Genomic DNA, 14177 nt, shown 5'->3' with positions numbered 1-14177 from the left:
AGTTTAAATTGTTTACCAAACGTAAGTTGCAACAGCACCTGCGTTTAGTGAGGTTGAAGTTTGTTTTTGGTTGTATTTAATATTAAAAGTTTCTGCTGAAGCTCCATCATTTTCTACAATTAAAACAGTTTGTCCTGATGGCGTTCTGAAAGCAACATTATAAAGATTTCCTGCAATATTACTTCCAATTCTCACTGAACCTTCTGGAACGAATTTAGAGGCATGTCCAATAATATAATATCCGACTTCTCTTTTAATGTTTTGATTCTGATCAATCATCAAAGCTCCTTTACAGGTCGAACATCCTCCCGACGTGAAAGGTTTGTAAAACTCATCATTTGCCAGTCCCCATGAAAGTGCATTTTTACTCCAATTGCGCATGGAACCAATTACTACATTTTTTACACTCCACTTTAAATCGTTTTCAAAATTGCTTCCAGAACCCGTATATTGTTCGGTAAAATACAAATCTTTATTTGGAAAAGCATTATGAACTGTTGTTAAAGCACTGATATCTCCTTCATACAAGTGAAAAGCAGAACCTGTCACAAACGGATTTGCTTTTGGATTTTTTAAAATCGTTAACGGATATTCCGGTTTATTACAATTGTGGTCGTAAACGATAATTTTGGTTTTAATTCCTGCTTTCGCGAAAGCGGGACCTAAATGATTTCCAATAAAATCTGCCTGCTGTTCTGCCAACATCAATAAACTTGGATTATTTCCTGGATGCAGAGGTTCGTTTTGAGGCGTAATAGCATCAATAACAATTCCGTGCGATTTCATTGCCTGAATGTATTTCACAAAATACTGCGCATATACTTCATAATATTTCGGCTGTAAACTACCTCCTTTTGAGCTTCCGTTGTCTTTCATCCAAACTGGAGGGGACCATGGAGAACCCATAATTTTAATCTTTGGGTTTATGGCTAAAATCTCTTTTAAAACAGGAATAACATCATTTAAATCTGGACCAAGATTAAAGTGTTCCAGATTCAAATCGGTTTGTCCTTCCGGCATATCATCATACGAAAAAACTTTTTCATTCAAATCAGATGCTCCAATACTCAATCTTAAATAACTTAAACCAATTGCATCCTCTTTTCTAGAAAACAATTCCTGAAGCAATGCTTCTCTTTTTGGTTTATCCAGTTTTATAATTGCCTGAGCACTTCCTCCTGTTAATGAAAACCCGAAACCTTCTATAGTTTGGAATTTTTCTGCTGGATTTATCTCAATCGTCTGATTTGAATTTGTTTCTGAACTAAAAACTAAATCAGATTGTTTTTTAAGTTTTGAAGTTTCATCTGTAGTAGTAATCCAAGATTCAACTTTTCCTGAATTAGCCGTTACATATTTTGAAGATCCACAGTTTAACTGCATTGCAATTAAAGGCAGTAAAACCAGAATTTGAAGTTTTTTGTTGATGTTGTTTTTCATTTAATCTATTTCTATTAAAACAGGCAAATGATCCGATGGATATTTTAAATCTTTAGAATCACTCAGCACTGCGTGTTTTTGAATTGTGAGTCCGCTATTTTTGGATACAAAAATGTAATCTAATAATAATGTTACGGGCTCATTATGTTTGAAATCATTAAAAGTTCCTGATGGGCCAAAAGGTTTTTCTTTAGAAACATCTTTGGTATCATTCATCACGTTTTTGATTGCTGCAATTTGTTTTGTCTCTGGTTCTGAGTTAAAATCTCCCATTAAAAAAACAGGATATTTTTTTGTGTTTAATGCTTCTATTTTAGACAAAGCAAGCTGTACGCCTTTTACTCGAGCTACTTCTCCCATATGATCTAAGTGAAGATTAAAAACCCAAAACGTCTTCTTTGTTTTTAAATCTTTAAAAAGTCCGTAGGTACAAACTCTGTTGCAAGCCGCATCCCATCCTCTAGAAACAACGTCTGGAGTTTCAGATAACCAAAAAGTATTAGATTGTTCTACTTTAAAACGATCTTTTTTATAATAAATCGTACAAGCTTCTCCCAATCCGTTTTCTTCTCTTCCTACTCCAAATCGGTTATAATTTGGCTGAGCCGATGCAATATCTGTTACCTGACCTGGAGTTGCTTCCTGAACCCCAAAAATGTCCGGACTGTAAAAACCGATCTGCGCATTAAAATAATCCTTTCGTTTTGGCCATGCATTTTCTCCATCAGATTCGACATCCAGACGGATATTATAGGTCATAATTTTTAGGTTTTGACCATAAAATGAATTTCCTGCTAAAAGGAATAATAATGCTAAAAGAAGTTTGTTTATCTTTTTCATGTTTAAAAATTTTAATCCCGTAAAGCTAGTCTTTACGATGCTTTAGAGAAAAAAATCTGTTTAAAACTTATGTTAATTATACACTCTTACATAATCAATTTCGTAAGTCGAACTTTTGTAGTTTGGATCAACTGCTCCGCCAAAATTTCCTCCCATGGCAAAATTTAAAATCACGAAAAATTTAGCATTGAATGGTGTTGTCGCTGCGTTTTTGTAGGTATAAAATAAATTATCGTCTACATAAAACTTAATACTTTCAGCACTCCATTCGGCCGCATAAATATGATAAGCTGTAGCTGAAGTCGGGTTTGTTGTTGTCGCTGTATCCGGCGTATTTCCTGAGCGTCCTGGAGAGTGCAGTGAAGAATGAATTACATTAGGATTATTCCCAACTGATTCTAAAATATCAATTTCACCACAAGCCGGCCAGCCTACAGTATCAAGATTATCTCCTAAAAGCCAAAATGCAGGCCAAGTTCCTCCGCCAACTGGGAGTTTTGCGCGTATTTCTGCTCTTCCATATTTAAATGAAAATTTTCCTCTCGTTAAAATTCTCGCCGAGGTAAATTGGCTTCCCATATAATCCTCTCTAATGGCTTTAATTTTTAAGATTCCGTTCTCTACGATTACATTTTCTGGACGTTTCGTATAATATTGCAATTCATTATTTCCCCAGCCGTCGCCAGTTCCTGTATTGTAATCCCATTTATCAGGATTTGGAGCACCGTTTACATCAAATTCATCTGAAAAGATTAGTTTTCTTGCTACAAAAATGTTTACAGATGTAGAGACATTTGTATATTTTAAACCATCAAAAGCGGTAACTTCAATAATATAAGTTTTAGTTCCCGGCTCAGTAAATTCATATGTAAAATTATTGGCTGTAAACTCTTTTGTTTCATTGTTTACTTTTATTTTATACGATTTTGCATTTGCTGATGTAATTTTCAAATTTATTTTTCCACTTCCGTCTCCATCCGGCATTGCTGCAGTTTTTCCTATTATATCAACTTCAAGAGAAATTTTATCAGGAGTAACTACTTCTGGAGTATCAGTTGAATCATTACTGCTGCTACAAGATTGAAATACAAATAACAATATTAGTGTAAACATTCCTGCTCTATTTACAAGATTGATCATTTTCATCTTTTATCTATTTAATGGTTTAGTTAATAAATTGACTATCAAGATAAATATTATTTCTTCTACTTTTTGGTTTTGTTCATAACAATGTCAAAATAGTTCAAATTGAAACTGTTTTTATTAAATTTCTATTTCCAAGTATAAGTTCCAACAGCTCCGCCTTCTAGTGAAGTTGCCACCCATTTTCCGTTAAATTTAATATTGAAATTCTCTACCGCGTTTCCATCATTTTCAACAATTAAAACTTTTGTTCCTGAAGGGGTTAGAAAAGCAACATTTTGCAAATTTCCCCCCGAATTACTTTCGATTCTAACAGAACCCATTGGAACAAATTTCGAAGCATGCGCAATAATATAATAGGCTACATTTCGCTGATAACTATCACCAGATGTTATTGTTATTGCACCTTTACACATTGTGCAGCCTCCATCTGTATGAGGGCCAAAACTTGCATTATTGGCTACATTCCATTCTAATGCATTTTTACTGTAATTTCTCATTGAACCGATGATCACATTTCGTAGGTGCCATTTTAAATCACCTGCAAACTGCCCTTCTGATGAAGTCCATTGTTCTGTGAAATAGACATTCTTGGTTGGGTAAGAATTGTAAACATTAAGCAAAGCACTGATATCTCCTGCATATAAATGAAATGCAGATCCGTCAACGTAAGGGAAAGCGTCTGTATCGGCTAAAATTGTTTTTGGATAATTTGGATTATCGCAATTATGATCGTAAGCTATAATTTTTACATTTAAACTTGCTGCTTTAAACGATGGCCCTAAACTATTTTTAATGAAATTTGCCTGATCTCCTGCCGACATATACATACTTGGATTATTTCCATCATGAAGCGGTTCATTTTGAGGTGTAACGGCATCAATCGTGATTCCTTCCGCTTTCATCTGCTGTATGTATTTTACAAAATATTTGGCATAAACATCATAATACTCTGTTTTTAGTTTTCCACCTTTAAAACTATTTACATCTTTCATCCAAAGAGGTGCAGACCAAGGTGTTGCTAAGATTAGAATTTTAGGATTAATTGCTAGGATTTCTTTTAGCATTGCAATTAGATCTTTGTCTTTTGCTAAACTAAATTTAGCCAGATTCAAATCTGTTTCGCCTGTAGCAAGATCGTTATATGTAAATGGTACAGCATTCAAATCTGAAGCTCCAATACTTATTCTGATGTAACTTACTCCAATAGCATTTTCTCCGGAACCAAATAATTCCTGTAAAAGAGCGCTTCTTCTTGTTGGATTTAATTGATTGATTACATCAACACTGCCACCAGTTAAAGTATATCCAAAACCATCAACCGTTTGATATTTCTGAGATTCTTTAACTTCAATAGTATTGTATGCATTTACTGTAGTTCCAAATCCTAATATTCCTGATTGTTTTGCCAATAAAATACTTTGGTCTCCTTTTGTCAGCCAAAAGTCAACATCATTGGTTATTGGTGGTGGATTTACCACTGGCGGGTTTAGCACTGGCGGATTCTCTACAACATCATTCGAAGAAGAGCATTTTACCTGAGCCAATACAGCTGCCATAAAGAAAAATGCTTTTACTGTGTTTTTTATATTCAATTTCATCTTTTTAGTTTTTAGGTTAGCGCTACTTATTTAGTAGACTAAAGTTTGTATAGCTCTTGGCGGAATTTTGACTACCGCTTTTTCAGCTCCAATAGTCAAACTATAAGTAAGCTCGTTTGCCGACTGATTCATAACAATAGTTGCCATTGTTCCGTCAGTATTTAAGAATGATGTGCTTAATAACGCGCTTCGGCTTGTTGCTGTACTTACTCTAACTGCATTCAAACGAATGAATTTTGAAAAATGCCCAATGTAATAATAAGATGGTGTGTAAATCAATTCGCCCGTAGTTGTGTCGGCGTGAATTGGCGCAAAACAAAAGTTTCCAACATGATTTGGACCTCCATTTTGATCCAATAAAATATTCCAGTCTGTCCACGCTACAGTTCCATTATTAAAATCATTAATCATATTGATTCCATAACGTTCTGCATTACCCCAAAATTGATATTTTGACGCATCAAATTTCTCAATACATCCTTCTGTAAACATTAATTTTTTATCGGGATATGCTTCATTTACTTTGGCAACATTATCAAACATCGGCGCTCCGCCAGACCAAGTTTCGTACCAGTGAAATCCCATTCCCCAAACATATTTTGATGCTTCGGGATCGGAATAGATTACATTCGCACGATAATTCATTAAATCGCGGTTATGATCCCAAACGATGATTTTTTTATCTCCAAGATTCTCTTTTTTTAAAGTTGGCCCAAGATAATTTTTAATAAAATCTCTTTCCGCTTCAGCGGTATAAATACAAGATTCCCAAGTTTGAACCGCCATTGGTTCATTTTGTGTTGAAGTTCCCCAAATTGGAATTCCTTCTTTTTCGTATGCTTTAATGAATTTCGCGTAAAAGTTTGCCCAAGTCTGATAGTATTCTGGAAGCAATGTTCCGCCTTTTAGTACATTTTTATTGCTTTTCATAAAAGCATTTGGAGACCATGGCGCTACATAAGTAGTTAGTTTTCCTCCCGCTTTTTGAATGGCTTGTTTTATCAAAGGAATTCGATACTGTCTGTCATGATCAATAGAAAACGTTTTTAATTCTTTATCTCCTTCTTCGATATAAGAATAGCTTCCACTGCTAAAATCGGAACTTTGAATTGTTGTTCTTAGCAAAGAATAGCCGATTCCTTTTTGCTGATCGTAATAAGCGTTTAAGAATTCTGCTTGTTTTTCTTTTGAAAGTTTAGCAAATATTTCGGCACTAGCATCCGTGATAGCACCACCAATTCCCATAAAAGTCTGAAACTTTTTAGCAGGTTCAACAAATACTGAAGTTTCTGTTTCTAAAGGCTGTTTTGCTGCAGAAAAAGTTACATTATCAGTTGTAGTTAATCTTAACTTTGAGTTTTCTGCTGTAGTATAGACTGTTACTTTTTTACCAGTGGTTGTAAATTCTTTTTTCGTTTTTTGCTGTTGTGCAAAAGCAGTAACAGCAAACAAAAGACATAAAATTTTTAGACTATTTTTTTTCATTCGCTTCCAATTATTTTAGTTTTAATTGAAGTTTTGGAGAAATCTAAACCTGATTCTAATCCTTTTGAAGAATTTAAAAATAGCCCATATTCATAATGATTACGGGCTATTTTACAACCAAACTTAAACTTAAACTTAAACTTAACTCTTTATTTTCCTCTAAATTCGACCTTTGTAACGGTAATTGGCTCATTACCTGTAGCGTTACTTCCAGATCTGATTAAAAGATATACTGTTCCACTCTGAGAGAATTTAACCACATTCGAAACTGTATCAGTTGCCGCATTTTTCTTGCATCCAACTCCAGATAATCTTCCTGAAAACTTGGATACTCCACAACCATCCCAAGTACCTATACCCATCACTAAATTATCTTTGTACTCAACGCCTGGTTTAGGTACTGATGTCCCTGCATATACTTCAAAAAAAGTTTCTTTTAAACCACTAGGACAAGAAACTGTCATATCAATTGTATATTCTCTATCTTTTACCACTTCGATAGCCTGATAAATACCTTCTTGAGCCCATCCTCCTGGCGAATAAATTGTAGCACCATTAGTACCAAAAGACCAAAAAGCAGCTCCTGATGGGCTTAGTTTTGCACTTGTCCATTTCGCTTGATCTGCAGCTGTAGCAAAAGTTCCTCCTTGTACTAAGTTTCCTTTAGCAGGATCTGTCTGTGCTACAACAATTTGTTTAGAAGCGGTTCCAGTAGCAGCTCCAGCTCCATAAGCCGTATGCGTAATAGTATAAGTGCCTGCATCTGGTAAAGAAATTACTTGATTCATTTTTCCAACTGAAGCCCCGTCGCCAGTATCCCATTTTGAGAAAACAACTCCTTTTGTCTGAGCAGTTAAAAGATACGTATTCATTGCTCCTTCAACTGGAGTGATCGTAAACGAAGCATCAATATTGGTAGCTACAAGAGGATTTTCTTTAGCATCATCATCGCAACTATTTAGTGTGCCTAATGCTAAAACTAGCATTAGGTATACACTTTTTCTGAAATTTATATTTAGGTTCATTTTGTTTTTGGTTTATTGGTTAAAACTATTGATAATTAGGATTTTGTTTCAATTTAGTACCATTTAACTCTTTAAAAGGAATTGGAAAAATCTCATCTGTACCTGCATCAAAACCTCTGTCTGATAGTGCTGCTGCAGCGTCTCCCCATCTTACTAAGTCAAAGAATCTGTGTCCTTCTCCAGCTAATTCCATTCTACGCTCATTTTTAATAGCTGCTAATGTTACAGGAACAGATGGAAGTCCAACACGAGCTCGTACGGCATCTAACAAAGCTTGCGCTCTTACTCCAGATCCTAAAGCTTCTGCCTCCATTAAATAAGTATCAGCAAGTCTGATTACATAAGAATTTTGCTTGTAATTCAACTCAGCTGCCCCTCCTCCAGTTCTCACATCAGATTGTCTCGGAAGATATTTATTAAGGAAATAACCTGTATCCTGGTAAGCTGGAATATAGTCTGCTTTACCAGCTGCTTTTAAAGCTTTTAAATCAAAAATAGTAGCTTCAAATCTTGGATCCGTTTTCATTGCATCATATAATTTTTGAGTTGCAACGTTAAAAGCCCAGCCTGCAGGAAGATCTGGTGCATCAGAGCCGTCAGGTCTTGAATAACCTCTTGGTCCAACCATAACGTTTAAAGAGTTTCCTTCATCTTTCCCTTGTCCCCAGAATCCCCATTCAGAATTACCTGCACTACTATGAGATACTTCAATTATAGACTCTGCATTAAACTTATTTGATGTTACCCATAAATCACTAAACTTAGCTAACAATTTATTTCCATACTGATTTGTTGCTCCTGGTGTACCATTTACTTGAGCTAAAACAGCAGCGGCTTCAGTCTTTTTGTTTTCAAACAAATAGACTTTCCCAAGAATAGCCTGAGCTGCTCCTTTATTGAATCTTCCAGATTCTGTTTTTGCATCAAGAGTATTAGGCAAAGCTGGAATAGCTTCTAACAAATCTTTTTCTATTTGTGCATAAATTACATCTGGCGTAACTTGTTCCGGATCATAAATAGTCTGAGTCGTTAAAGGAACCAAAACCAATGGAATATTTTTAAACATTCTTACCAGATTGAAATAGTAAAATGCTCTTAATGTTTTTGCTTCTGCTGCAAATCTAGCTCTTACATTATCATCCATAGTGGCTGCTGGAAGCTTTGTAATTAACATGTTAGCTCGAGAAACTCCTTGATAATGATCATCCCAGTAACTACTTGGAATACTAATTGATGTAAGAGAGTGCGTAGAAAAGTTCTGGATTCCGTTTCCATCTGTTGCGCTACCACCTCCGGCATAAAAATCATCTGAACCTGCATTTAACATGGCTACCAGATTTTCGAAACCACCAGTGTTTTTTCTCAACGGATCGTAAACTCCAATTAAAGCTGCATAACATTGCTGTTCGTTAGAAAAGTAAGTACTTGAATCGAATTGCCCTTTTGGATCAATGCTCACAAAATCTTCAGAACAAGCTCCTGCTAAGGCTGCCAGTGCTACGGCAAAGTATATATATTTAAATTTTATAGTTTTCATAATTCTTTTAATTTTTAAAATTGAACGTTAGCTCCTAACAGAATAGATCTTGCTTGTGGATAAACTCCTTTATCTACACCGAAAACCTGACCTCCAATTTCTGGATCATAACCCGTATATTTTGTGAAAGTGATTAAATTTTCTCCAGTTACATAAAAACGAATTCTGTCTGCTCCAATTTTAGATGACAAACCAGTTGGCATTGTATATCCAAGAGTCACAACTTTCAAACGTAAGTAGTTTCCGTTTTCAAGGTAGAAATCAGACATATTACTGAAGTTTTTGTTTGGATCATTGTTAGTCAATCTAGGATAATCGTTTGAAGTTCCTTCTCCAACCCAACGTCCTAAAGCTTCTGTTTGATAATTAGCTGTTAACATATCAAGTCTTCTTAATCCCTGGAAGATTTTGCTTCCTGCAGCACCTTGAGTAAATGCCATAAAATCAAAGTTTTTGTAGTCTAAGTTTACAGTAAATCCGAAAGTATATTTAGGGATGTTAGTTCCTAAGTATTGCTTGTCATCATCAGTAATAACTCCATCTCCATTATTATCTACCCAACGGAAATCACCTGGTCTTGCATTTGGCTGAATTAAACCACCTGAAGCATTTTTGTAAGCTGCAACTTCTGCTTCATTTTGAAAAATTCCGGCAGTTTTAAAACCATAAAATTCATTAAATGAATGTCCAACCTGAGTTCTTGTTACTTGCCCCATAGATTGGAAAGTAGCATCCCCAGCAATAAAGTTTGTAGAAGATCCTACGTAAGTAACTTCATTTTTCAGGTATGCAAAATTAGCATTAACACCTAAATTAAAATCACCAAGTCTTTTCTTGTATCCAGCTTCTACCTCGAAACCACTGTTGTTCATATCAGCAATATTTGCGGCTGGTGCATCAACAACTCCAACGTAACCAGGAATAACAACGTCTCTTAAGATTCCGGTAGTTCTCTTTTTATAATAGTCTAAAGTAAGAGTGAAGTCATTAAAAAGTTTGGCATCAAGACCAACAGTAGTCTGTGATGTCTCTTCCCATCCTAAATCTGCATTTGGTAAAGTAGAGTTTCCATAACCTGTAGTAATTGTTCCCTCATTTCCAACAGCGTAATTGTATCCTCCAACAACTAAACCTCTATATTTAAAATCCCAAATATTATCATTACCAACAACTCCATAACCCCCACGAAGTTTTAATGTATTAACGATATTGTTTTCTGTCCAGAATCCTTCTTTCGAAATTACCCATCCTAAAGAGAATGAAGGGAAAACTCCAAATTTCTTGTTCTCTCCAAATCTTGTTGAACCGTCACGGCGAACAATTCCTGTAAATAAATATTTCTCTTTGTAATCGTAGTTTAGACGGAAAAATAAAGATGATAACTTATGCTCAATTTTATCACTTGCTCTACTTACCATATCATCTTGTGGAAGGTTAAAATTCCAGGAAGCATCTTTGTAACTTGTAATTGGCAAACCATAGAATGTAGTTCCGATTGTTTTTCCAATGTTTTCTACATAAGCACCTTGTCCTACTAAAGCATTAATAGAGTGATCCCCAAATTTGTTAGAATAATTAAGAGTATTTTCTATATTCCATGCAAATGCCTTTTCATTATTCTGGCTGTAATTGTTTCTATCCGCTTTCATGTTTGGATTAAGATAGAAAGTTGGCGTAAACATTTCATTACCCCAGTAAGCCAATTTACCCCCAAGTGTCGATCTTACTTTTAAATGACTTGTAATATTTGCTTCTAAATAAGCATTCCCTACAAAATCATCAGACCAGTTATAACCTCCTAATCTAGTTTGTGTATAAGCTAGTGGATTTGTCATCTCCTGTTGTACTACCGGAGAAATACCATAAGGATTTCCGTGAGAATCCAAAACAATATTTGGACTGTTATAAAAACCTGTTCCAATTACTGAAGGATCTGCAATTAGCGGAGTTATAGGATCTAAGTTAATTGCCGAACTTAGTACCCCACCAAATTCACTATTAATATTTCCAATATCTTTTATTTTTTGATGAGTATATCCAAAAGTTTGTCCAAAAGTAAAGTAGTCCGAAATTTTGTGCGTTGAATTTAAACGGAAGTTTTTCTTTGTATAGTTTGAAATATCCGTTGCAACGATACCTTCCTGATCTTGAACTCCAAAAGAAGCATAGAAAGTAGATTTTTCTCCACCACCACTAAAGCTTAATTCATGTGTATATCTAAAAGCTGAATTATTAAAAACCGCATCCTGCCAGTCTGTACCCTTACCATAAGAATCTGGATTTGCATACTTAATAGCTCCTCCATCTGCAACAGACTTTTCATTCATAATTGTTGCATATTGACTTGCATTCAATAAGTCTAATTTTTTTGCTGGAGCAGCTATTCCTGCAAAGCCACTATAATTCACAGAAATTTTTCCTGATTTTCCTTTTTTTGTAGTAACTAAAATAACTCCAGTTGCCGCACGAGTACCGTAAATTGCAGCAGAAGCGGCATCTTTAAGAACCTCGATAGATTCAATATCAGATTGGTTGATAAAACCAACTGCACCTGCGTCAATGGCAATTCCGTCAACAACCCATAAAGGGTCATTTCCGCCTTCTCTAAAAGTAGTTATACCCCTAATACGAACCTTAGAAGCTGCGCCAGGCTGTCCAGAAGTAGCTGCAATAGTAACACCGGCAACTCTACCTTGTAAAGCTTGTTCTACACGTCCGTTTGGTACTTTCTCAAGGTCTTGTGCTTTTACACTAGAAATTGCTCCAGTAACAACCGATTTCTTTTGAGTTCCATATCCAACCACAACAACTTCATTTAATGATTGAGATTCTGGTTTTAATTGAATTGAGATTTTTGTTCTACCATTTACAGCTTCATTTACTGTAGTATAACCAATAAAGGTAATTGTTAAAGTTCCATTTGAAGGTGCTTGTATCTGAAACTTCCCATCAAAATCGGAAGCTGTAGATTTAGTAGTACCTTTTAATAAAATTGTCGCACCTGGAACAGGCATTCCACTTTCATCGCTTATTATTCCATTTACTGTGACATCCTGAGCCACAGCTATAACCGAGAACAACAAAGATGAAATACAAAAAACAAGTAGTTTTGTTAATTTCATTTTTCTAAAAATTTTGGTTAATTAATTAGTAATTCGATGCAATACTAAAACTATTTTTTTGTTTTTCGCATTTAATAATCCATACAAAAACACATCAAAATGAAAATTTTAATATTATAAAAACACATCAAAAAAATCATAATTAATTGATTTTAAATGTTTTAAAAAAATAAAAAATAATACTAAAGAAAAGTTAATTTCATCAATAAACACTACATAGGTAAAATTTTTGAAAACATTACTGAAAAGCCCACATACTACAACGTGATAGTACAACATCAATTCTATTAAACACTTATTTTACAAATATTTACAACTAAAAAACAAATAAAATTAATGAAACAACTGAAACCGAGAATATGATATTTTTACCTTGTTATTTTTGTATTATCAATAAAAATTTTAACACAAGAAAAATCTTATATTTTTTATTTTAAGAAGATTTTACATTCAAAATAAAGTTTGATTTAATATTTTTTGAGTCTGTTTTTATCTTAAAATGAACCGTAAATTGTTTTTTTGGAGAAAAATTGACAATTACCTTTGCAACACCTCTAATATCCTTAGAGAAAAGGGAGACACACACGAGAATAATTAAGCGAAATATCATATAGATAAGTTAGATGATTATGTTTCGTTTAAAATGTCTTCTTAAAAAGAAAAAAAGTTAAGCTCTAAATTAATCCATAGATTTTTACCATAAACTCTCAAATTAATTCAAATATGGAAATTGAAGGCTGTGCAATTAACTATTGAGTTAAAACAATACACAAAACTTATCTTGAATTTAATTCCTAGAATAAGAACAAAACAAGCCTAAAATGAAGCACAAAAGAGGTCTATTGTCCAAAACAAAGCTGATTAAATGGCTTAATGTATTTAATACCCAAAAAAAGCTTAGAAGCAATCTAAAAAAGAGTAAATATTTACTCAGATTAGCGTTAGCATCCCATATAATGAGCTCTCAATATTGAACTCTTTTTGTCATAAATAAAAAAATAGCCCATAATCGAAATTATGGGCTATCCAGGCAATAAACTTAACTTAAACTAACCATAGTAGTTTAAAATTTATATTATTTTACTCTGTTATAGAGCAAAATAAAGAGTGTTGAAGAATTCGAAAAAGGAATTTTTTAATCTTCCTCTTTCGAAAATAACTAACATGAAAATTATTGTGGTTTGTAGACAAATGTCCATCCAGTTGTAGGATCTTTTAAACTTCTTGGCACATATAACACTAACTTATCTTCTGTCAGCGTAATAATATTGTACTCATTTGCTGTGTTTCCAGCTTCATAGCCTAAAATTTTGGAACCAGTTATAAATAGCTTCCTATTGGAAATATCCAAAACAAAAGTGCCTTTTTCAGCTGCCGCAGAAGCCGTTTGATAATGATTGTAATTTGCTGCACCATTTAAATCAAAATGCATGCTTCCTGCTACATCAAGAGGAGGACAGCAATCTCCAGCATTCCACCATGGACTCATTGCAGAATCAGGATTATCTGGCGGTGACATAAACCAATATTCGGCTCCGGTACCCGCAACGCCAGCAAATATCCACGTTTTTCCGGCAGCCGTATTTTCACTTACTAAATCGTACCAGTCCTGATCTAAACGCGTATCCAGTTTATCAATTTGCGCATCGATTGTTTTGGTGAAAAATTTACTGCCTAATGTTCCTACGAAAGTAAAAGTAGATTTCCCTGGAATAGGGTATACAATTGTCGCCTCATTGGTTAGGGCCTTTCCTAAATTATAATCCCAATACCCTGTAACACCAGGCGTGTCCATAGTTAGCGTAATCTTATTTCCTCCAGGCGTACTGTGAGTTACTTTTAAATTTACTCCTGCAACATCGGTCGAATCTGATAAATGCTGCTCATCTACAATTGGATCACATGCTGAAAAAGCAAGCATAAATGCGCCAATTAATAAATATTTTATATTGTGAATTTTCATCTTTCTAGTTATTTTTAGTTA

At 34.4% G+C, this 14177-nt stretch carries 9 protein-coding genes; all 9 read right to left on the bottom strand.

Features of this window, described 5'->3' with window-relative positions:
* Window positions 1-12: 12 nt before the first annotated feature.
* Complete coding sequence (locus tag P2W65_RS08240) at window positions 13-1440, bottom strand: glycoside hydrolase family 30 protein (RefSeq protein WP_289664818.1); 1428 nt, start codon at window positions 1438-1440, stop codon at window positions 13-15.
* Window positions 1441-2280, bottom strand: coding sequence for an endonuclease/exonuclease/phosphatase family protein (locus tag P2W65_RS08235; RefSeq protein ID WP_289664817.1), 840 nt, complete (start codon window positions 2278-2280; stop codon window positions 1441-1443).
* Window positions 2281-2352: 72 nt separating this feature from the next.
* A complete protein-coding gene (locus P2W65_RS08230; RefSeq protein ID WP_289664815.1) occupies window positions 2353-3426 on the bottom strand; it encodes a glycoside hydrolase family 16 protein in 1074 nt (357 codons plus the stop codon).
* A 125-nt stretch (window positions 3427-3551) separates the two neighbouring features.
* Entirely contained in the window at window positions 3552-5024 is a 1473-nt protein-coding gene (locus P2W65_RS08225) for a glycoside hydrolase family 30 protein (RefSeq protein WP_289664813.1), read from the bottom strand.
* Window positions 5025-5054: 30 nt separating this feature from the next.
* A complete protein-coding gene (locus tag P2W65_RS08220) occupies window positions 5055-6509 on the bottom strand; it encodes a glycoside hydrolase family 30 protein (protein WP_289664812.1) in 1455 nt (484 codons plus the stop codon).
* 149 nt (window positions 6510-6658) lie between these two features.
* Window positions 6659-7534, bottom strand: a complete 876-nt coding sequence (locus P2W65_RS08215; RefSeq protein WP_289664810.1) for a hypothetical protein — start codon at window positions 7532-7534, stop codon at window positions 6659-6661.
* A 25-nt stretch (window positions 7535-7559) separates the two neighbouring features.
* Window positions 7560-9071: a RagB/SusD family nutrient uptake outer membrane protein gene (locus P2W65_RS08210; RefSeq protein ID WP_289664808.1), complete on the bottom strand. Its 1512-nt coding sequence runs from the start codon at window positions 9069-9071 to the stop codon at window positions 7560-7562.
* A gap of 14 nt (window positions 9072-9085) precedes the next feature.
* The gene (locus P2W65_RS08205; RefSeq protein ID WP_289664806.1) at window positions 9086-12193 is read right to left on the bottom strand and encodes a SusC/RagA family TonB-linked outer membrane protein; all 3108 of its coding nucleotides are present in this window, start codon (window positions 12191-12193) and stop codon (window positions 9086-9088) included.
* Between the two features lie 1171 nt (window positions 12194-13364).
* Complete coding sequence (locus tag P2W65_RS08200) at window positions 13365-14156, bottom strand: hypothetical protein (protein ID WP_289664805.1); 792 nt, start codon at window positions 14154-14156, stop codon at window positions 13365-13367.
* Window positions 14157-14177: the final 21 nt, after the last annotated feature.

This window comes from Flavobacterium panacagri (assembly GCF_030378165.1).
Lineage (GTDB): Bacteria > Bacteroidota > Bacteroidia > Flavobacteriales > Flavobacteriaceae > Flavobacterium > Flavobacterium panacagri.
The sequence above is the reverse complement of the archived record's forward strand: the minus strand, read 5'-3'. Positions and strand labels throughout refer to the sequence as shown.